This is a genomic window from Shewanella algae (genome assembly GCF_009183365.2).
Lineage (GTDB): Bacteria > Pseudomonadota > Gammaproteobacteria > Enterobacterales > Shewanellaceae > Shewanella > Shewanella algae.
Window position 1 is genome coordinate 3,244,099 of sequence record NZ_CP068230.1, and the last position, 20,039, is coordinate 3,264,137.

Annotated in this window: 17 protein-coding genes; 9 read left to right on the top strand and 8 right to left on the bottom strand. The window is 55.0% G+C overall.

The window, feature by feature from the left end:
- Positions 1-300: 300 nt before the first annotated feature.
- Genes E1N14_RS14570 through E1N14_RS14580 form a run of 3 tightly spaced genes read left to right on the top strand, consistent with a single transcriptional unit; the run spans position 301 to position 2,532 of the window.
- Positions 301-603 carry a DUF3649 domain-containing protein gene (locus tag E1N14_RS14570; RefSeq protein WP_025010929.1) on the top strand — a complete coding sequence of 101 codons (303 nt, stop codon included), beginning with the start codon at positions 301-303 and terminating at the stop codon, positions 601-603.
- A 1-nt stretch (position 604) separates the two neighbouring features.
- The gene (locus E1N14_RS14575; protein WP_062793886.1) at positions 605-2,212 is read left to right on the top strand and encodes a PepSY-associated TM helix domain-containing protein; all 1,608 of its coding nucleotides are present in this window, start codon (positions 605-607) and stop codon (positions 2,210-2,212) included.
- Entirely contained in the window at positions 2,209-2,532 is a 324-nt protein-coding gene (locus tag E1N14_RS14580) for a DUF3325 domain-containing protein (RefSeq protein ID WP_025010930.1), read from the top strand. Before E1N14_RS14575 ends, E1N14_RS14580 begins: the two co-directional genes overlap by 4 nt.
- 82 nt (positions 2,533-2,614) lie before the next feature.
- On the opposite strand, the gene E1N14_RS14585 is transcribed toward E1N14_RS14580, so the two are convergent.
- Entirely contained in the window at positions 2,615-4,177 is a 1,563-nt protein-coding gene (locus E1N14_RS14585; protein ID WP_025010931.1) for a S8 family serine peptidase, read from the bottom strand.
- 342 nt (positions 4,178-4,519) lie between these two features.
- Between E1N14_RS14585 and E1N14_RS14590 the strand changes: the two genes are divergently transcribed.
- Positions 4,520-4,963 carry an OsmC family protein gene (locus E1N14_RS14590; protein ID WP_025010932.1) on the top strand — a complete coding sequence of 148 codons (444 nt, stop codon included), beginning with the start codon at positions 4,520-4,522 and terminating at the stop codon, positions 4,961-4,963.
- Positions 4,964-5,064: 101 nt separating this feature from the next.
- On the opposite strand, the gene E1N14_RS14595 is transcribed toward E1N14_RS14590, so the two are convergent.
- Positions 5,065-8,331: a S41 family peptidase gene (locus tag E1N14_RS14595; RefSeq protein WP_062793887.1), complete on the bottom strand. Its 3,267-nt coding sequence runs from the start codon at positions 8,329-8,331 to the stop codon at positions 5,065-5,067.
- 134 nt (positions 8,332-8,465) lie between these two features.
- Positions 8,466-8,780, bottom strand: a complete 315-nt coding sequence (locus tag E1N14_RS14600) for a monooxygenase (RefSeq protein WP_025010933.1) — start codon at positions 8,778-8,780, stop codon at positions 8,466-8,468.
- A 206-nt stretch (positions 8,781-8,986) separates the two neighbouring features.
- Between E1N14_RS14600 and E1N14_RS14605 the strand changes: the two genes are divergently transcribed.
- Both E1N14_RS14605 and E1N14_RS14610 read left to right on the top strand, forming a co-directional pair.
- Positions 8,987-9,325, top strand: coding sequence for a winged helix-turn-helix transcriptional regulator (locus E1N14_RS14605; protein WP_025010934.1), 339 nt, complete (start codon positions 8,987-8,989; stop codon positions 9,323-9,325).
- A complete protein-coding gene (locus E1N14_RS14610; RefSeq protein ID WP_025010935.1) occupies positions 9,322-9,786 on the top strand; it encodes a ribosomal maturation YjgA family protein in 465 nt (154 codons plus the stop codon). The genes E1N14_RS14605 and E1N14_RS14610 overlap by 4 nt, the downstream gene beginning before the upstream one ends.
- Here the strand turns inward: E1N14_RS14610 and E1N14_RS14615 are convergent.
- The 5 genes from E1N14_RS14615 to E1N14_RS14635 form a co-directional block, all read right to left on the bottom strand.
- A complete protein-coding gene (locus tag E1N14_RS14615) occupies positions 9,725-10,558 on the bottom strand; it encodes a substrate-binding periplasmic protein (protein WP_025010936.1) in 834 nt (277 codons plus the stop codon). The genes E1N14_RS14610 and E1N14_RS14615 overlap by 62 nt on opposite strands.
- A 270-nt stretch (positions 10,559-10,828) precedes the next feature.
- Positions 10,829-11,299 carry a cupin domain-containing protein gene (locus E1N14_RS14620; protein WP_025010937.1) on the bottom strand — a complete coding sequence of 157 codons (471 nt, stop codon included), beginning with the start codon at positions 11,297-11,299 and terminating at the stop codon, positions 10,829-10,831.
- Positions 11,300-11,403: 104 nt separating this feature from the next.
- The gene (locus E1N14_RS14625; protein WP_025010938.1) at positions 11,404-12,231 is read right to left on the bottom strand and encodes a polyadenylate binding domain-containing protein; all 828 of its coding nucleotides are present in this window, start codon (positions 12,229-12,231) and stop codon (positions 11,404-11,406) included.
- The gene (locus tag E1N14_RS14630) at positions 12,228-12,779 is read right to left on the bottom strand and encodes a sigma-70 family RNA polymerase sigma factor (RefSeq protein WP_062793888.1); all 552 of its coding nucleotides are present in this window, start codon (positions 12,777-12,779) and stop codon (positions 12,228-12,230) included. Before E1N14_RS14630 ends, E1N14_RS14625 begins: the two co-directional genes overlap by 4 nt.
- A gap of 167 nt (positions 12,780-12,946) precedes the next feature.
- Positions 12,947-14,848, bottom strand: a complete 1,902-nt coding sequence (locus E1N14_RS14635; protein ID WP_082813138.1) for a vWA domain-containing protein — start codon at positions 14,846-14,848, stop codon at positions 12,947-12,949.
- Between the two features lie 372 nt (positions 14,849-15,220).
- Here E1N14_RS14635 and dauA point away from each other — a divergent pair, with 372 nt between their 5' ends.
- The 3 genes from dauA (at position 15,221) to E1N14_RS14650 (ending at position 20,015) form a co-directional block, all read left to right on the top strand.
- On the top strand, positions 15,221-17,017 hold the full coding sequence (dauA, locus tag E1N14_RS14640; RefSeq protein ID WP_062793889.1) for a C4-dicarboxylic acid transporter DauA: 1,797 nt from the start codon (positions 15,221-15,223) through the stop codon (positions 17,015-17,017).
- A 510-nt stretch (positions 17,018-17,527) separates the two neighbouring features.
- Entirely contained in the window at positions 17,528-18,613 is a 1,086-nt protein-coding gene (locus E1N14_RS14645; RefSeq protein ID WP_025010939.1) for an alpha/beta hydrolase, read from the top strand.
- A 10-nt stretch (positions 18,614-18,623) separates the two neighbouring features.
- Complete coding sequence (locus tag E1N14_RS14650) at positions 18,624-20,015, top strand: SPFH domain-containing protein (RefSeq protein WP_025010940.1); 1,392 nt, start codon at positions 18,624-18,626, stop codon at positions 20,013-20,015.
- The last annotated feature ends 24 nt before the right edge of the window (positions 20,016-20,039 follow it).

Sequence of the window (20,039 nt, forward strand, 5' to 3'; positions counted from 1 at the left end):
GTAAAACACAAGGGCCAATGTTCAAATAAAGCTCGATCAGTGCCTCATTCTGCTCTTGCATGGTCAAAATTAATCCAGAGTTCATCTTGTTCCCTGTTTAGTGCTGTTTTTATCGCCGGTTATTGGCCTGTTTTAATTCAGTTCAGTATTTCCAGCCCCTTCTGTATCAAGTCAGCTGCCGGTTCGATACAGGCGTTATTTACAGGTAAAACACGAATGGTAATGTTTATCATTAATTATTATTAAGCTAGAATCAGCGCATCTGTTTCCCTTGGTGGTCAATGACTATCCGCAGCAATCATGAAATCTCTATCTCTGTTACAGTTTCCCAGGCGCTATCCCCAAGCCCTGACCATTATCAGCCGGGCGCTGGCATCTATTGTTGGCGGTTATCTTATCGCGTCTTTGGCCTGTGCCCTGTTGGCTGTGAGCCTGCCTATGAGCCGTATCGACAGTACAGTGAGTGCCATGATGCTGTCTTTTCTGATCTACGCCATGGTGGTTATCAGGGTATTTTGCGTCAAACGCAGTTTGCGGGCCTGGCAAGAACTCCTGCTGCTGGCAGCCGCCTTGTTTGGCATGCTGAAACTGCTGGGGGTTTGAGATGAAAGACAGTTTTTTCCGAACCATGACCTGGCTCCACACCTGGGTGGGTCTGCTGGTATGTTGGGTGCTGCTACTGGTGTTTTTTGCCGGAACCCTGAGCTACTATCGCCATGAAATCAGCCTGTGGAATCAGCCCGAGCTGCACAAGGAGGTGTTCCAATCCTACGATAACACCCGCCTTGCTGAGCAATTGAGTCAGGGCGAGGATTATCTCAGGCAGAATGCGGTCAACGCCCAGCGCTGGCTGATTGAATTCCCCACAGAGCGCCACCCCATGTTGAGTTATGGCTGGCAACAGCCGCCGGAGCCGGGGCAGCGCCGCGGCGCCTTCAGTGAACATCTAGTCAAGGCCGATAATAGCGGCTATGTGACTGAAGTGCGGGAGAGCCGCGGCGGTAACTTCTTTTACCGCCTGCATTTCGATCTGCACTATATCTCTGCCATCACGGCACGCTGGATTGTCGGTTTCTGCACCATGTTTATGTTGCTGGCGATCATCTCAGGAATAGTGATCCATAAGCGCATCTTCAAGGACTTCTTCAGCTTCCGTCCCGGCAAGGGTAGCCGTTCCTGGCTCGATGCCCATAATGTCAGTTCGGTACTGGCGCTGCCGTTTCATCTGATGATCACTTATACCGGGCTTATCACCCTGATGATCATCTATATGCCTTGGGGCATATTGGTCAACTATGACAGTGACCGCCGGGAATTTATCAATGAAGCCCGCCCCGGCAGCAGCTTTACCCGCATAGCTGCCGCCAATGAAGCCGCGCCTCAATTGCCACTGGCAAGCTTACTGCCCAAGGTGCAGCAAACCTTTGCCGAACTGCCGCTCAAGTCGGTGTCAGTGATCAACCCGGATGATGCCAACAGCCGAGTAGTGGTCACTTTCAACACAGGCAAGCAAGTCACAGAACGGGAGCTGTTTATGGTGTTCAGCGGTACTGATGGCGATCTTCTCTACAGCGCGGACAGTGACATCAGCGCCACCAAGGCGACTCACGACGCCATGATGTCCTTGCACACAGCCCGTTTCTCCGGCCCCGCACTGCGGGGGCTCTTCTTCCTTCTGGGGCTGAGCGGCTGCGTGATGATAGCCAGCGGCACCTTGATGTGGGCGGTAAAGATTCGCCAGAAACAACAAAAAGCCATCAGTCAGGGCGCCAAGCCCAGCCTGGGTCTGCGCCTGGTGGAAACGCTGAACCTGATGTTTATCCTCGGTCTGCCACTGGGTACAGTGGCCTTTTTCTATGCCAATCGCCTGCTGCCTGCCTCTTTGCCTGGCCGCAGTCAATGGGAGGTTCACAGCTTCTTTATTCTGCTGCTGATCAGCGGCTTGCTGGCTATCTGGCGCAGAGACAGAGCCATGTGGCGCGCTCAACTGGCGGCGCTGACAGCTGCACTGGCGTTCTTGCCGCTGCTGAACGCCCTGACCTCGCCAGCCAACCTGCTGAGCAACCTCGCGGCCGGTCAGTGGCAATTGGCGGGATTTGATCTGCTGGCACTGGCCTTCGCAGCCCTTGGCTTATTTGCCTTCAAGCGTTTGGGGAGGCAGCCAATGAAACAAACGGCCAAGGCCCAAAAACTTCAGGCGGTGCGCGGATGATGATTGCACTTATTGCGTTGACTTATCTCGCCTTTGGCCTGCTGGCCATATCCATGTTCGGTCATTTCCGTGAGGCCATGGGGCGCGCTCCCAAAACTCTGGAAAGCCACCTGCTATATGCGGGCGGTTGGTTGGCCCTGCTGGCAAGCTTTGTGCTTTGTGGCATGGGGTATGGCTGGGGTTATGGCAGCATACTGTTTTTCGGCCTGATGACGCTGGCTGCCCTACCTGTGGTTTTGCAGCTCAGCTATCTCGGTCGCAGTCTGCCTAAAGCGCTTATGTTGGCGCCGGTTGTTTTTGTTGTGGGTTGGTTTATCTAACCAATTTTGGCTCAAACTCTGCCATGAAAAAGCGCTGCAACAGCAGCGCTTTTTAGTGCGTATCTCAAAATAAAGCCAGCAATCAGCGAGGATTTTTAGGGCTCTTACAGCCTTTGCCCTTACAACCACCTGTGTCACCGCCACCGCCGGTACCACCGCCCGAGCAACCGTTGGCGGTCAGGTAATCCACTGCATCCTTGGCCTGCACCAGACCGTAACCCGTCTCATCATCACGGCCGGCAGCGCCGAGATCTTCGGCGGTGGCACGCAATGCCGCACGAATGTCACTGTTGCTGCACTGAGGGAAATGACTCCACACCAAGGCCGCAACCCCTGCCACATGAGGTGTCGCCATCGAAGTACCGTCGAAGTAAGCATAGTTACCCGCGCCGATATCAACGCTGGCATTGCTGCCAACTGCCGCCAACATGGCCGCACCATCGGTATCACTCACACCCACAGACGGAATGGCGGTAACCACCTCACCCAGAGTCCCGTTTAAGGCCCCTGGCTCATTGTTGTAGATAATGGCCGCTACACCACCGCCATTTTCACAGGCGAGCACCTTGTCGGAGAAGGCGATATTACCGCGTTGAATTAAACACACCTTACCGGCGGCATCACACTGGCTCTCACCTGTGCCGCAGTCAGCCAGAGTACCGGCGGCGCTACCTGTAGGTGAGCCTTCCATACCTATGGCTTCGTAACCATTACCGGCCACTGTGGCCGCAGCCACCAGCGCAGTGCCCATAGGCACGGAGGAAAGCACGCCGACACCCGGGCCGGAGAGTTCAACCTGACTGGTACGTTGTGAGAAATCCGCATGCTGCTTGTTGGCATCCACTGCGGCAACCGACACCACAGAGTTATAAGATGCCGGATAAGAGTGACGGGTATTACCGTCGTTACCGGCGGCGGCAATACTCAGAATGCCGCGGCTGTCGGCGGCAGCAAAGGCGCTGTCCTCGGTGCGGCTCTTCAAGCTGCCACCCAGGCTCATGTTGATTACCTTGGCGCCGGCCTGCTCACACTTGTCCAGCGCGGCAACCAGGCTGGATGAGTAGCCCCAGCCATCGGCATTAAACACCTTGATAATGTGCAAGTTAAGATTGCCGTTGGGGTTTACGCCAACCACACCAACCCCATTGTTGAGTGCGGCAATCGTCCCGGCCACATGGGTACCATGATGGTTTTCATCTGTGTACCAGTTACCGGTACCGGGGTCATTGGTACCATCGACATTGTTGCCCGACAGATCTTCATGGGCCAACTGGTAACCTGAGTCTATGATACAGACCTTCATATTACCGGTCTGGGCGTCACTGAGTTGGTCGGCCTGTACCATGGGAATACCGTAAGGCACTACCTGTGAAAGCGGGAAACGTTTCACATCCGCTTCGACATATTCCACGTTGGGATTGTTGGCCAGGCCCTTGAGAGCCTGAGCCGGGATGGAAAAGGCGGCGGCGTTGTGGGCCGACAGATCCAGTTCCATTTTGGCGCCCATAGCCTTCATCTGCGCCATAGTGCTGGGGCCTTTCCCCTCCTTGAACTTAACGATGTAACGTTCGTTATCTGCAGCCTGTGCACCAACGCACAGCGCCAGGGTAACCGCTGCCGCGAGGGGCTTGTAAAATGCCTGCATAATGTTCTCCTGCAATTTGTCTTTGATCAGTATTTCGATCCATCTCGAAATATCATTTTTATTAACATTTGAAACATTTTGTTTACACACTCTGTTGTTATAGCGCCGCCAGACGACAGATGCAAGACTAAAGTAGGTGGAATGACCAAAGAGATAAGACCAAAGCATTAAAGTTAAAAAACACAAATATTCAATTTAAAACAATTAGTTAACAAGAAACAGCTCTTGGGTTTACTGAGAAAAATCGAGCCGGGTGGAATCGTGATGACCTGTGGCAGACAAGGGTTTGGCAAATAGGCTATAGTGGCCGCTACTTTGCAAACCGTCTCAAGGAGCATCCAATTGAGTTTTCATCTGACCGTATCCTGGCAAACCAGCCCGGCGCCCGAGGGAGAGTTCAATCGCGATCATCAAATAGACTTTGGTACAGGCCAACAACTGCTGGCATCAGCAGCCCCCGAATACAAAGGCAATGAAGCCAAGGTCAATCCGGAAGAGAGTCTGCTGGCGGCATTGTCGTCCTGCCATATGCTGACCTTCCTGACCATAGCTCACTTGAAGCGCTTACCGGTAGAGAGCTACCGGGATAGCGCCACCGCAGAAATCGGCAAGAAGGAGTCTGGTAAAATTGCCGTGACCCGCATGAGCCTCAACCCTGAAGTCACTTTTGCCGAAGGCACTGAGATAGATAGGGAAACGCTGGAAAAGATCCACGAAAAGGCACATGCCAACTGCTTTATCGCCAACTCACTGGCGGCCGATACCGAAGTGGAAATTAATTTCTGAGCAATAAAAACGGGTGCTACCGACCTGGGAACCACGTGGCCGATAACACCCTAACACCTGCACAGGGGATGCAAAATGCATCCCCTGTTTTTTATCACTGCTTACTTAATATCGTCCGCTTCACCCTTGGGAGGCATGGGGCGAGCATTCAATGCCGGTATGGGTTCGCGTACCAGTTCATCCTTGAGATAACTGATAGCCCGCTCTAGCTGGGCGTCTTTGCCTTTGAAGGTTGCCAGTGGCAGGTTGTCTACCTCGATATCCGGGCTGACACCTCGGCCTTCAAGCACCCAGCGGCCATCGATAGCATACTGAGGATATTCGGCAACCCGCGCCATGCCCCAGTCGGTGAGGCTGTTGCGCCCCGAGAGCCAAACCCCGGCACCCGCCGTCTGTTTACCCACCAAGGGCGCCAGTCCCAGCGCCTTTATGCCGGCGGAGAAGGTTTCACCATCGGAATAGGTCAACTGATCCGTCAGTACCACCAGGTGGCCGCGGAACGTCTGTTGCATGTTGACATAAGGCGCGCCTGTTGTAGGTTGCCAGAAGGCCCATGCCTTACGCAGCAGCTTTTCAATGATCCAGCTGTCGATATTACCGCCACGATTGCGGCGCACATCGATAACCAGGCCATCCTTGTCGTAGTTGGCGTAAAACTCGCGGGCAAAGCTCTCAATATCACCACTGCCCATGGCATACAGATGCAGATAACCTATCTTGCCATCACTGGCCTTGGCCACCTTATCGGCATTGGCATTGACCCAATCGAGATACCTGAGTTTGGCATTGTCACGGTTGCTGATAGCCTGCACTATTACCTTGTGCTGCTTGCTACCGCGCTTGAGTCCCAAAAGCACCTGTTTGTCGGCCTGATTACGCAGCATGGAGGTGAGCTGCGCCAGGGTAGCCAACTTACGGCCATTGATATGGGTGATGATGTCGCCATCACGGACATCGACCCCGGGGCGCGCCAGCGGTGAGGCCTGCATCGGCAATTCAGGGTCGGTGCGATAGATATGACTGACCTTGACACCATCTTTCACCTGACTCAGACGTGCACCCAGCTCGGCGGCCTTGGGCATGTCGGGATCCTTGGCAAAGTCACCGCCGCGCACTTGAGAGTGCAGCGCATCGAGCTCACCCATCATCTGAGTGAAGATGTCATTCAGCTCATGTCTGTCGGTAAGCCGGTCCAGCAATGGCTGATATTTGGCCTTGGCGGCTTGCCAATCGACACCGCGCATCTTCTTGTCGAAGAAGGAGTCTCTGTGCATCAGCCAGGCATCTTCAAAGATCTGCTGCCACTCCTGACGCGGTTGAATGGCGAGTTGCCACTGGGATGTTTGCACCACGGCATTGCTGAGATCGCCCGGCAGTTTGTCACCCACTGGCACTATCACCATCTCTTTGGGATTGCTCTGCTTACGCAGCAATACCTTGCTCTGATCGGCCGAGAGTTGATAATCGCGCACATCATCAGCGAAGGTTTCCAACTTGGGGCTCAAAGGGTCAAACTTCACCAGCTTGAGCGCCGACTGTTTGCCTGTGATATCCCTATCGAGCAGATAGAGACCCGGGCCCAATACCTGCAGTTTCTGGTAGTTGCCCGCCTCTATGGGGACTTGCCACAGCCGCGACTTCAGGCCTTTCCAATCCACTTTCAGCTTATCGTCAACGGCCTTTTCATCACCGGCAGCAACGCCTTGCAGCTCGTTGGGACGTTGAAATGGGAAACGGGCATCCTGACTCAATGCCAGGGCAAATATTTGGCTACGCTTGTCAAATACGGGGCCCATGTTGCGATCGCCCCAAGGCGAAGATGGAGTGGCCTGGAACTCGCGGTTTGACAGGAAATAGAGCCACTGACCATCCGGGCTGAAACTGGGCGAGAAAGACTCGTATTTGTCGCTGGTCAGCATATCGCCCTTGGCGGATTCCAGCGAGTAAAGCATCACCTGGCTTCGTTGGGCACCGACTTCCGAGCGAGTCAAAGCCAGGAAGCGGCTATCCGGCGACCAACGGATATCGGCATAGGGGCCAAGACCTTCGTTGTTGGTCACTATCTTCTTGTTACTGCCGTCTTTGAGATCCAGCAGCCATAAATTACCGGCATAATCATCATGTGCCAAATAACGCCCATTGGGCGACAGCTCCAGGCTCATTCTCAATGTGTTGCCATCTTGGGTCAGCTGCTTGGCGCCAGCGCTGCCATCGGCGGGATAACGCCAGATCTCCTGCTCACCGGAAGCATCCGAGATGGCATAGACCCAACGGCCGTCATGACTCATCAGTGCATTGCGCATTCTATGCTTGCCGTCCGAGTCCAGCTCTACCAGGCGGGAACCATCTGTAGTCGCCAGCGCCACATGGCTGCGGGCAGTGATGACCACCTTGTCACCAGCCGGGGCCAGCCTGGCACTGGTGGCAAAATCGAGCGGATCTTTAACCCAATGTTCACGCCGCTCGGGGAAGTCGGAGGCCAGACGCAGATCCAGCTTCTGCTCCTGCCCGGAAGCCAGGTCCCACAGGTGAATATCGGCGCCCAGCTGGAACACTATGCGGCCGCCGTCCAGATAGGGGGTGCGCACTTCGAAATCACGATATTGAGTCAACTGTTTAAGATCTGAGCCATCGCTGGCCATAGACCAGATGTTGGCATTGCCATCGGCATCCGAGACAAAATAGACCCGCCCCTGCCACAGCATGGGATGACGCAGCGAGCCCTGATGCTCTTTGCCCAGCCGCACGGCCTCTTTGTCCTGCCCCAGTTGATAACGCCACAGTTCGCCCATGGCGCCGCCGCGGTACACCTTGGCATTATCCCCTGTGGTTTGCAGCCCAAAGCGGGTGAAGTAGACATACTCGCCTTGTGGGTCAACCACGCCTTCTATGGCATCGGCCAGCGGCAGATCGCGGGTTGTCAGGGTATCCGGGTTTACCGAACGCAGCACCCAGTAATTCGCCGGCCCTTGGGCATTGTCTGTGGCATAGAGAATTTCGCCATTTGCGGTCCAGCCCTGTAGCCGTACCTGGCTGTTTTCGAAACTGACGCGCTTGGCTATCCCGCCGCTCATGGGGATCACATAGACTTCCTGGGCACCGTCATAGTTGGCGGTAAACGCCAGCGATTTTCCATCGGCAGAGATCTTGGCATTCAACTCTTCGGCCGGCAGGCTGGTCAAACGGGCGGCCTTATCCTGCCCGAGCTTCTGAGTCCAGATATCCCCTTCGGCAGTAAACACCAGGGTGTTGTCATGAATCGCGGGCGAACGGTAATAGCCCTGGCCCGCTTCTACGGCGTAGGCGGCTGCACTGCCCAAAGTTCCCAATGCCAGCATACAGCAGGCCACGGAGTGACGAAGTTTCATGAATGCCTCTATCTCTGTTATTAGTCTGTTAGCGCGGTTTTGCGAGTCCAACAAGTTAACAGAGAAAGCAGCGGGATTCAGCTGTTGCCGACGACAGAAGTTTTAGCAAATGTGTCGGCAGGCATACTGAAAAATCAAACTGATAGCGGCCAGCCGTGGGTAATTTTGCTCAAGGATTCATTCACATCGAACAGCCTGATGCGTATGTTGTGGGCGCCCATGGCCGCCACTCGTTGTGAGTGCATGCAGGCGTAAGCTTCGGCGCTGGCTTCATCTTCAAACAGATAAATGCCACCGGCCTCGCCGCTGCGTGGGTTTTCGGTCCAGATTTTGGCAATGAAACCCGGCTCCCGGGTAATTGACTCGGCCAGAGGTTTGGCCTGCTCAGTCAGGGCATCGCCCATCATTTCGGCGGGAAATTCAAAATCGATTTGCAATAGAGTGGTCATTCAACCCTCCCCTTGGTTTGCGGATTAATGTCAGGGAAGATGCAAACAAGTCATAGGCTTTGAACGCCTGTCACTGTTTTAGCCGCTCTCTTTCAAGAGAGCGCCGTGAGGACCTTCCTGATAAAATCATAAAACTGCTGCGCGTTCGCTACAAGGAGGCACAAATTGGTGGCATAGTTACCCCAAAGTAACTTGCGCCCAGCCTTATGACACTCAATCAGCAAGCCCCTCTCTGCCCGGCCTATCAGGTTCTGCGGCTGATCTGCGGCAAATGGAAGCCCGCCATCCTGTTCTTGCTGCAACAGCAGCCACAGCGCTTCAGCTACCTAAAACGGCATCTACCCGGTGTCAGTCAAAAAGTGCTGACCGCTCAGCTAAAGGAGCTGGAGCAAGACGGCGTACTTACCCGTACTCTCTACCCTGAAGTGCCACCCAGGGTCGACTATCGTCTCAGCGCGCTTGGAATGGCACTGTTGCCGCTGCTGGAGCAGATGCACCTTTTTGCCGAGCAAAACGCCGACTTGCTGACGGGAGAGACCCAATGAAACCTGTGCCCTGGTTCGATGGCTTGAAGCGCTGGCATTTTGCCTTGGCCACGGTTTTATTGTTCGGTATTGAAGTATTGATAGCCCGCTACGCCCCGCCCGGCGTCATCCGCGGGTTTATCGGCGATCTGCTGGTAGTGATATTGATGTTTTGCGCCCTTAAAGCCGTGAGCCCCTGGGCAAGTCGGCTGCTGCTTCCCTTGGTACTGGCATTTGCCTTCGCCATAGAGTTTGGCCAGGCCTTTGGCTTGGTGGATAAGCTGGGACTGGGCCATATTCGCCTGGCACGAATCGTTATCGGCAGCCACTTCGACTGGCTGGATCTGCTGGCATACAGCCTGGGTTGTTTGCTGTTACTCCCGGGTTCCATTGCGCTGTCTTTTCCGAGAAGAGCCAAGATCAAGGGGCCCGGGGATAATCCCCAAAATGAAGATCGCTCTCGACGCTCGGCGTCAAGGTGAGTCTGGCGTAGGAGATCTGCTGCCACTTACGCCGCAGCGCCGGCAGAGAGCCGTCGGCCTCCAGTGCCTCAATGGCCAGATTGAAACGCTCGAGCAAGGTTTCATCAACCGAGACCTTGCTCAACATCAGATGGATCCCGTCCTGCGCCAACACAGGTTGCAGCGCCTCCAACCGCAGTTTTTCCTGCTCACCGGCAATAAAAGGCACTGAGAGGGAGTCACCCACTACCGCATCGCCCCTGTCGTAGGCCAACATCTGTACCGCCTGGGAAGCGTTGGGGCTGATGATCAACAGCGAAGCCTGACTCAAACGCTGCTTGGATGCCTGATAGTCGGCGCCATACCAGCCGTTACCGGGCAGAATAAGCCTGAGCCTTTGTGAGAACACGTCCTGCCATTGCCGCACCTGGGTGACGGCTTGGTGCCCCTGTTTGACGAAGATACGCACCTCTTCACTGCGATAAGCCAGGCTGAAGTGAGCATAAAGCTGCCGCTGTGGCAATTTGGTGGCCCCGGCAAGCAGATCAATACGGCCGGATTTCAACATCTGATGTGCCCGCTTGGCCGGTATCGCCTCTATACTCAGCGGACACCCCACCTTGCCGCTGATCAAACGGCTGGCCTCAATGTCCAGTCCCTGCGGCTGGCCAAAAGCGTCTGTCCAGGCGTAAGGAGGCCAATCATTGTAGGCCAGTGTCAGGCCTTGCTGGCACTCTTTAGCCCATGTCGGGAGGGCAAACAGCAACAACAGCAGACAACACAGACAGCGCATGCAGACCCCCTTCGGACAATCCAAGCACTTGAGTCGGTCCAAGCCTTTGAGCCGAACAGTGATGACCGTAGATACAAGTGATGACCATAGATACATAGGTTTGAGTCAGCACCTATGCAATGGGCATGTAGCACTTATGCTGCAACTCATGCTTCAAGTATAGGCGCAAGATGACAGGGAGCAGGTTGACACCTGCCCCAGGGGATTTGACGGTTCAAAAAGGCGGTTTATAAAGTTACGGCTCAAATAAGCTTAACCTTGTAACGCCCGCTAGCGGGTCAGGCGGTTTATCAACGCCTGATGCTCAGGGAAACGCTCAAGCAGTTCATCACGGCCGAACAGCTTGAAGTCATCGAAGGTAAAGCCAGGTGCCACCATACAACCTACCAGCGAATAGCCCGGGTTATTCATTGCCGAACCAAAAATAGTGCCTTTGGGCACCAAGACCTGTGGCCGCTCACCTTTGGCCAAGTCCATCCCGAGTTGCGCCTCGGTCAGTTCACCCTGCTCGGAGATCATATAGATGGTCAGCGACTCACCGCTGTGGAAGTACCACATCTCATCGGCTGTCAGTTGATGCAGGTGGGACACTTCACCCGTCTTGAGCATAAAGTAGATACTGGTCCACAGGTTACGGCTGTCATCAAACCGGCTGTCCGAGACGAATGAACGACCGAAATACCCGCCCTCAACATGGGGCTCAAGCTCGAGTGCCTGGATAACATCATCGGCGGTCAACATAAAAACTCCTGTTATTAAAATGAGGGCAGGCTCCCTGCCCCGTGATGGATTGAAACTGACGGGCTTCCCGATAACTCTTTTTAAGTTAAGCTCAGTCTTTAGCCTCAGTGATTATCTTTGGCTTCGAGACTCTGCTCGAGACGCTCAAGCAAGGCTTGCCAGCGCTCGCTCTGCTCCTTATTAAGCACTTGCGCATTCTCGGGCGCCGTATCCTGATGGATAAAGGACTGCTGCTTCAGTTGCAGCTGGGCCGCCTCATTTGCGCTCAAGGCCTTGGCCAAGGTATCCGGCAGCGTCAGTTGATGATCTGCGGCTATGCCTCGTACCAGCACCGCTGCCTGCTCAAGTTCACCGACTTCGATGGCACTTGTCAGCAGATCCAAACGGCCGTTGATATCCCTTGGCAACGCGGCCAGAGCTTGTTGCTGCCTGGGAGCCATTCTCGCTCTTTGCTGCACAGTGTCCTCTGCCACGGCGCGATTCTTTGCAGCACTTTCTTGAGGAGGCATGTCCTGTTGCTGAACAGCTTGTTCCTGAGGTGCCGCTCGCTTGGCGGTCATGGGCTGCGGCGGCGCCATAGGTTGCAGCCTGGCGGGCTGCGCCGCATGTTCAGCGCTATCTGCCTGCGGGCTCATTTCCAAACTGGCTGGAGCACTAAGCTGCGGCGCCGATGAGTTTCGCAGTTCGGGATTCAGAATAAACAGCCCTGCCACCAGCATCACAGAAGCCGCGGCGGATAGGCCATATCTGTGCTTTTGCCAGAAACCGGGCGCCGGACGGATCACCTCTGGTGCTTGGCGGCAGTTGTCCCTCGCCTGCTGCAGAATTTGCAGATCCAAGGTCTGGGGCGGCTGCTCGACAGCACCTTCACGATAGAGCGCATCTATCTGCGACTCTGGCGTGGCAGCATCATCGCGTTTGTTCTCTGTCATTCAATGCTCTCCTGGGTCTTGCGTCCCAAACAGTCACGCAGGCTCTGATAGGCATAACGTATCCGGCTCTTGGTGGCCTCCAGCGTCGCCCCGGCTACTTCGCTGATCAGTTGCGCCGTCAGCCCGGACTCCTGATTCAGCAAGAAGGCTTCCTTCTGCACTTGGGGCAAGAGACCTATGCACTCCTTGAGCCAGGCGACCTGACGACTTCGCAGCAGCTCGCTATCCGGCTCGGCGGTTTGTGGGCCCACCAGATTGGCCTGCGCATCCGGCTCATCCTCATCTATGCTGAGACTGTCGACCGGTTTGACCGCCCGCACATGGTCAATCAGCAGGTTGTGGGCTATCCGGTACAACCAGGTGGTAAACTTGGCACTGGGTTGATAACTCTGCGCCGCCTTAATCACCCGGCTCCAGGTTTCCTGATACAAGTCTTCAGCCAAGGCCATATCGCTTAACTGGCGGACAAAATACCGGTAGAGTCCGCCCTTGTGTTTAAGATAGAGGCGCTCAAAGGCCTGGGCATCTCCGGCGGCATAAGCCAGCATCCAGGTCTCATCCTCTCCACTTGGCAATCCCGTTTGCCTTTGCTGTTCCAAATTCTCTCTCCCCTGGCCGGGCCTATATATTGGCTATTGGGATGAGAGTTTGCCCCCACGCCATTGGACTGTAAACCCCAATGGCGTGACTCTGGGTCTCAGTTTTGCCTATGCTCTTATTCCAGCGGCTTAAATCCGGCGGCTGACATAAGTTCAAGCATGGGTTCGGACATAGGTTCGGCGCTGAGTTTATCTGCCACGGTTTTGCGTCCGGGTTTAAGCGCGCCTTGCTCGGCCAACAGTGCGGCGCTGCGAGCCAGGCTGACAAACTCATGTCGATAACCGTATGGGTCTTCGCCCTTGGCCGAATCGGCAAGCTCGGCGACCTGGCGCCAGTCAAAGTCATGCAGATACACTGAGCCGTTAAGCAGTTGCCCAAGCCCGGCTACCGCTGCGGCAAAACGCAGATCATCACTGGCGAGCGCAAGCGACTTTTGGGCCGAGTCCAGGCGAATGGCATGAGTATAAAGCTGACTCTTGCTGTCTTTGCTACTCTCACTCAAGGGTGGTTTAGCTCGCAGTTTCAGATAGCCAAGCTCTTCACGGCTATATTTTTCCTTGCCGCTGACAGGGTCGCGACCATAGCGCAATGCATCGTTGGCCAGATTATTTGAATCCGTAAGGCTGAGCTCATACAGGGCCGTCACCACATGCCCTGCGCCCATTTCGGCGGCGTCGACCTTATCGTTGTTGAAATCCTCCCGCTTGAGGGCGCGGTTTTCATAGCCGATGAGGCGATACTCGGCCACCAGCGCCGGGTTGAACTCAAGCTGCACTTTGACATCCGATGCTATGGTCAGCAGGGTGCCGCTACGCTGCTCCACCAGGATTTTGCGGGCCTCGTTGAGGGTATCGATATAAGCGTATTGGCCATTACCCTTATCCGCCAACTGCTCCAACATGCTGTCGCGGTAGTTGCCTAGGCCAAACCCCAGAGTTGTCAGGCCTATCCCCTGCTGCTTTTGTTGTTCAACCAGCGCCAGCAGCTCCTGCCTGCTGGTCAGGCCTACATTGAAGTCGCCGTCGGTGGCCAGCAGAACCCGATTTACCCCGCCACTGATAAAGTGCTTGCGGGCCAAACGGTAAGCTGTTTGGATGCCTTCACCGCCGTTGGTGCCACCGGCGGCCTTAAGCTCAGCCAAAGCGGCGTCTAAGCTCTCGCAATCGGCGCCATTGATACCGTCCAGTACTACGCCGGCCTCACCGGCATAGACGACTATCGACACCTTGTCCTGCGAGGTGAGCGTATCGCTGAGCATTTTGATGGCCGATTTCAGCAGCGGCAACTTGTCCTGCGATGACATGGAGCCGGAAACATCCAGCAAGAACACCAGGTTGGCGGCGCCTATCTGACTGGCCGGCACTTCATAGCCCTTAAGCCCGATACGCAGCAGCATCTTGCCTTCATTGTAAGGTGACGGTGCCAACTCAGTACTGACGGAGAAAGGCTCGCCTTTGTCCGGCTGTGGGTAGTTGTAGTCGAAATAGTTAATCAACTCCTCGACTCTCACCGTGCCTTTGGGGGGCAATGTTCCCAGGTTGATACTGCGCCGCATCAGGCTGTAACTGCCGCTGTCCACGTCGACGGAAAAGGTCGATAACGGCGTTTCGCCCGCCACCATGATGCCGTTAGCGATATACACCTCCGAGCCATTGGCAAGCACTGTGGCGCTGGGATAATTCACATCCGCCAGAGTCAATTCAGAGGGCACGCTCAAGCTTCTTGGCTGGACACTCGGCTTGTACAAGGCCCGCGGCGATGCAGCGGCGCTGACGGCTAACTTCTGGGCTTGCGCATGGGTGACAGCGTTCGCGATATCCTGCCCGGGGTCTTTGCTTGGCAGTACCTCTGTTTCAACCTCAGGGAATTGAGCCTCGCTCGCTTGATTGGCGACCTTGGGTGGCTCATGGGACTGCTGTGGCTGGCAAGCGGCCAACCCCAAACTGCCAACTAAGATGGCCAACAGGCTAAGATGATAGCGGCGCCCGGCAATGGCGGCGCTTTGATTTATCCTCATCTTCCCTTTCTGATTTACCTTGCACTTGCCAGGCAACATTATCGCCTTCATAACATTTCTCCATATTCGGCTGTTGTTATTGCAAACGGGCAACAGAAGCAAAAGGGTTATTGAGTCCCCAACAAATCTTGCAAATAAGCCAAAGCGCCGTTGGATGATGGCGGAGAAACACCAAGCGACCAAGGCAGAGAAAAAGAGACGGGGAAACGTGAGAAGCACAACCGCTTCGACCAAACACACTTCTAGCTCAAAAAAAAGCTTAAAATTTAGCTTTTGAGTCACGCGTCACACAAGACGCCTTTGCAGAAGCCTAAAATAGCGGCTCTTTTTTCCCGGTCACAATCCGGTTCGATTTTCTGGAGCCCTGTCGACGTGCCTCACATAAGCAATTTCAGAACCCAACTCTTTTCTTTGCGCCTGGGCCATGCCCTGCGTGAAGTCATCGCCAAGGAAGGCTATAGTGGAAAGCACTTTGGCCAGGATCTGATGGCCGGGGTCACTGTGGGGATTATCGCCATTCCGTTGGCCATGGCATTGGCTATCGCCAGTGGCGTAGCCCCTCAATATGGTCTCTACACCGCTATCATAGCCGGCTTTATCATCGCCATCACCGGCGGCTCACGCTACTCAATCTCTGGCCCGACCGCCGCCTTTGTGGTGCTGCTCTATCCCATAGCCCAGGAGTTTGGCCTCGCCGGCCTGTTGATGGCGGGGATGATGTCAGGCGTTATCCTGATAGCCATGGCGCTGCTGCGCCTTGGTCGCCTGATCCAATATATTCCCCAGTCAGTGACGCTGGGCTTTACCGCCGGGATAGGTGTGGTCATCGCAGTTTTGCAGCTGAAAGATTTTTTCGGTCTGCCCATAGACAGCATGCCGGAGCAGTTCGGTGAAAAACTGCAGGTGCTGGCACTGGCGCTGCCACAAACCGATTTTCCCAGCTTAGTGGTGGCATTGGTCACTCTGGCTGTCATGCTGCTGTGGCCAAAACTGAAATTGCCGGTGCCGGCGCATCTGCCAGCCATCATTGTCGGCAGTCTACTGGCTTTGCTGCTCGGCAGTTTGGGGCTTGAAGTAGAAACCATAGGCAGCCGCTTCCATTATCTGCTGCCCGATGGCAGCCAAGGCAATGGTATTCCCCCCTTCCTGCCGAGCTTTGAGTGGCCCTGGTTGCAACCTGGGCCGGATGGGGAACCTCTGGGGCTTTCCTGGCAGATGGTAAAAGCGCTGGCTCCGGCTGCCTTTGCCATCGCCATGTTGGGCGCCATCGAATCCCTGCTTTGCGCCGTAGTGCTCGATGGCATGACAGGCAAGCGTCACAGCGCCAACAGCGAACTGCTTGGCCAGGGGATAGGTAATATAGTAGCCCCATTTTTTGGCGGTATCACGGCTACAGCTGCCATCGCCCGCAGCGCGGCCAACGTCAAGGCCGGTGCCTTTAGCCCGGTATCGGCGATTATCCACTCCCTGGTGGTACTCCTGGGGCTGGTAGCACTGGCCGGCTTACTGTCCTTCCTGCCGATGGCTGCCATGGCGGCCTTGCTGCTGGTTGTAGCCTGGAACATGAGCGAAGCCCCCAAGGCCTGGCAACTGCTGAAAACCGCGCCGCGCAGCGATATCTGGGTATTCTTAAGCTGCTTTTTCCTGACTGTGGTGTTCGACATGGTGATCGCCATCTCCTTCGGGATCATGCTGGCGGCCCTGCTGTTTATGAAAGAGATCGCCGAGATGACCCGTCTCTACGATATCAGCAACAATAAGCGCTACATCGACCGGCCACTACCGGACGACTGGGTAGTACTGAAGATCAACGGGCCACTGTTTTTTGCCGCGGCGGAGCGCATTTTCGCTGAAATCGCGCAGATGACCCAGGATAAGCAAGTCATAGTGCTCTATATGGATGGGGTGTCCATTCTCGATGCCGGTGGTATGGCCGCGTTGAATAAATTGATACGCAAATGCCAGAGCAACAATACCCGTCTGCTGGTTGCCGATCTGCAGTTCCAGCCCATTAGAACACTGGCCAAGGCCAAGGTTCAGCCTATCGAAGGTGTGCTCAAGTTCTATCCCACCTTGAGAGAGCTGATTGAAGAGCAGGTACCGCAGATAACCGTCGATTCCACGGCACCGGACTCAAGCGCTACCGCCAAGGAGAAACCCGCCCAATAATTTGGCAACGCCGAGCTCTTTTTCTGCCTGCGCCCGGAGTTATCCGGGCGCTTGTTTATCCCGCCGGCAACAGACATGGCAGTTTCAATCGCAACTAAGGAAGGTGCGAACAAGTCCCATGTGTGCTCTGCGTCGGCTTACAGGCCTGGATGCAAGGCGTGGTTCGCAGCAAATGGCCCTAGTCCTTTGCAAGAAGCACAACACAGCAGGCAGGTCTCTAAGCCACGCCCTTCGGGGCTTTCACAGCAACCGGCTCTCTGCGTTATCCGACCTCGACAGGCCCCGGCATGCCTTCAGTCAGATGCCTTGAACGCCAATTGCTGTGCAAGCCAGAGTGCCACGAGGACTTATTCGCACCTTCCCTAACTGACACAACTGTAAGAAATTGGCTATCCCCCCACTAAAGTTAATCTGCTAGTATGCGCGCTGATGGAAAGGGCGCTGATTAAAAAGCACAGGATAAAAAAGGCGCAATATTGAATTGCCGCCATACATTGCAAAGGACTGGGGATGCAAGCCAAACAAACAAAGCTCTGTAACCTGTTGAAGCTGGGTGCCGGGCTAGGATTGCTCTGCATGAGCCAATTGGCGCAGGCAGATGAGGGTAAAACGGAAGCGGAGATCCGCTGGCAGGCGTTGAGCCCGATAGCCAACCTGTATCTGAGTCACGCCAATGCGGAAGACTTTATCGCCAAAGGGGATGAAGAAAAAAACCGCTACGACAACTACGCTGGCGCCCTCGCCTATTACCTGATGGCCACAGAGCGCGATAGCAGCAATATCTGGGCGCCCTATCAAGCCGCCGGTACTCTGGCAATGCTGGAACTTAAAGACCAGGCAATCGAAATGCTGCAGTTGGCCGACAGCCGCGGCCTGTGGCAACAGATAATGCTTGAGGAAGACGACGAACTTGCCGGCATCAAGGACTCGGATGAATACCGCGCCGTACTGGATAAGGTTAAACGCCGTTATCCTCAGCATGCAAAAGATGCCGGTACAGCTTATACCTACCGCCCTCAGGGGGCTGCCCCTGACGGTGGCTGGCCTGTGCTGGTCTGGTTATCCGGCTATGGCACAGAAGGCAGTGACAGCGCCCATATGGCCAAACTGCTGACAAGTGAACGGGCAATATTTATCGGGATCAACGGCACGGAAAAGCTCAATGAGCACAGCTTCCGCTGGGCCAGAACCGAAACCGAGTCCAGTCACCAGGCGGTGCAGCAAGCTTTAGCCCTGGCGGCAAAGAACAGCCCTGTCAACAAGCAGAAAGTGGCACTGATGGGCTTTTCCCAGGGTGCCCTTCACAGCGCTCACCTGCTGGCCAAACACCCGAATGATTATGTCGGCGCCCTGCTGCTGTCTGCAGGCGGTATGCAAACCGAGCTCAAGGCTTCGGCGCCCGCCGGTAAGCGACTGGTTATCTCATACGGCGAACAGGAGCACAGCAGTAATCTGGCGCTGGATAAACAGCTGGAACAATTTTTTAGCCCGGGTAATCAACTGCAGCTCAAACCGCATCAGGGCGGGCATTTCTTTGATGATGCCTGGCAGCAGAAATACCCGGATTATGTCAATTTCGTATTGGAACTCAATTAAGGAAGATTAGATGGAACTGAAAAGTGCCTCAGGTTTTAAATCCTATTTTACCCCCAAGCGCATTCTGATTGGGGTGGGCGTTTTGGCGGCCCTGGGTATTGCCCAAAGCTCAGTATTGATGACAGATGCCGGTTACACCTATGTGCATCAAAACAATGTTACCGGCTCTTTGGATGTGTTCACCGAGCCCGGCATCCACTTTCGCATGCCGTTTCTGTCGAAAATAACCCGCTATGATCAGGTCGTTACCGTCTCCTTTGGCAACAACCAGGGCGAGGTATTCTACCAACGTCTGCCGGCGCTGCAGGTACGTTTTGCCGATACCTACACAGGCCAGGTACCGGCCACTTTCCGCTTCAAGCTGTCTTATGATCCCGAGCAGCTCAAGACGATGCATCGGGAGTTTCGCTCCAACGACAACCTGATTGACACTATGTTGATCAAGAACGCCCGCAACGTCACTGTGATCACCTCGACCCAATATACCGGCGAGGAGTTTTTCCAGGGCGGCCTCAATCAGTTCAAGGCACAATTGTCAGATCAGCTCAGCAACGGTATCTACACCACTGAGCGGCGCCAGGTTGAAGTCGAGCAGGTGGATCTGGTGCCGGTTGGCTTCGATCAGGAAGACTCCAACAAGCTGCAAGCCACCAAACAATTGGTGTGGAAGACAGTACCTATTACCGACAAGAGCGGTAATCCGGTACGTCAGGATAACCCGCTCAAACATTATGGCATCACGGTCACCCAGGTCACTATCGGCGATCCCAAGCCGGAAGATCAGCTTGACAAGCTATTGACTGATAAGAAAAAACTGGTTGCCGAGCGGATCCGCACCATTCAGGAGCAGGAAACGTCCAAGGCCCAGGCCAAGACAGAGCAGCTGCGCAAAGAGATCCAGCGTACCCGCGAAGTACAGGATGCCCAACGTGCCAAAGAGCTGGCCGTTATTGCCCAGCAAAAAGAGGTTGAAGTGGCGCGGCAAATCGCCGAGCGTGAACTGGTGGAAGAACGCAAGAAGAAAGATATCGCCACCCTGAGCAAGGCCAAGGAGCTGGAAATCGCCCAGGCCAACCTGGAGATCCAGAAAGCCAACTCGGCCTCGGCCATGTTTGAGGCCAAGGCGATCCGTGAAAAAGGGATAGCCGAAGCCGACGTACTGGCGGCGAAATACAAGGCCCTGGGTGCCCATGAGAAGGTGTATCTGGCCGAGCTGAACCGGGATGTGGCCAACTCCCTGTATCAGAACCTGCCCAACTTCAAGGTGGATATGCCGAAGAACTATATCAACGGCAGTGGCGGCAACGGCATGACCTCCAATTTGGACGTGATCACCGGCTTGTCGGCGTTGGGGCTGATGGAAAAAAGCACCGCCCTTGGCAGCAAAGCATCCGCCAAATAACGGGCTGGCTAGAAAGTAAATTGA

Bases quoted from the DNA above. Each gene is read 5' to 3' on its own strand.
- E1N14_RS14625 (WP_025010938.1), bottom strand. From the start codon at position 12,231: ATGACAGAGAACAAACGCGATGATGCTGCCACGCCAGAGTCGCAGATA.
- E1N14_RS14610 (WP_025010935.1), top strand. From the start codon at position 9,322: ATGAAACCTGTGCCCTGGTTCGATGGCTTGAAGCGCTGGCATTTTGCC.
- E1N14_RS14600 (WP_025010933.1), bottom strand. From the start codon at position 8,780: ATGACCACTCTATTGCAAATCGATTTTGAATTTCCCGCCGAAATGATG.
- E1N14_RS14650 (WP_025010940.1), top strand. From the start codon at position 18,624: ATGGAACTGAAAAGTGCCTCAGGTTTTAAATCCTATTTTACCCCCAAG.
- E1N14_RS14630 (WP_062793888.1), bottom strand. From the start codon at position 12,779: ATGCTGGCTTATGCCGCCGGAGATGCCCAGGCCTTTGAGCGCCTCTAT.
- E1N14_RS14585 (WP_025010931.1), bottom strand. From the start codon at position 4,177: ATGCAGGCATTTTACAAGCCCCTCGCGGCAGCGGTTACCCTGGCGCTG.
- E1N14_RS14620 (WP_025010937.1), bottom strand. From the start codon at position 11,299: ATGTTGACCGCCGATGATGTTATCCAGGCACTCGAGCTTGAGCCCCAT.
- E1N14_RS14635 (WP_082813138.1), bottom strand. From the start codon at position 14,848: ATGAGGATAAATCAAAGCGCCGCCATTGCCGGGCGCCGCTATCATCTT.
- E1N14_RS14615 (WP_025010936.1), bottom strand. From the start codon at position 10,558: ATGCGCTGTCTGTGTTGTCTGCTGTTGTTGCTGTTTGCCCTCCCGACA.
- E1N14_RS14580 (WP_025010930.1), top strand. From the start codon at position 2,209: ATGATGATTGCACTTATTGCGTTGACTTATCTCGCCTTTGGCCTGCTG.
- E1N14_RS14605 (WP_025010934.1), top strand. From the start codon at position 8,987: ATGACACTCAATCAGCAAGCCCCTCTCTGCCCGGCCTATCAGGTTCTG.
- E1N14_RS14570 (WP_025010929.1), top strand. From the start codon at position 301: ATGAAATCTCTATCTCTGTTACAGTTTCCCAGGCGCTATCCCCAAGCC.
- E1N14_RS14575 (WP_062793886.1), top strand. From the start codon at position 605: ATGAAAGACAGTTTTTTCCGAACCATGACCTGGCTCCACACCTGGGTG.
- E1N14_RS14595 (WP_062793887.1), bottom strand. From the start codon at position 8,331: ATGAAACTTCGTCACTCCGTGGCCTGCTGTATGCTGGCATTGGGAACT.
- E1N14_RS14645 (WP_025010939.1), top strand. From the start codon at position 17,528: ATGCAAGCCAAACAAACAAAGCTCTGTAACCTGTTGAAGCTGGGTGCC.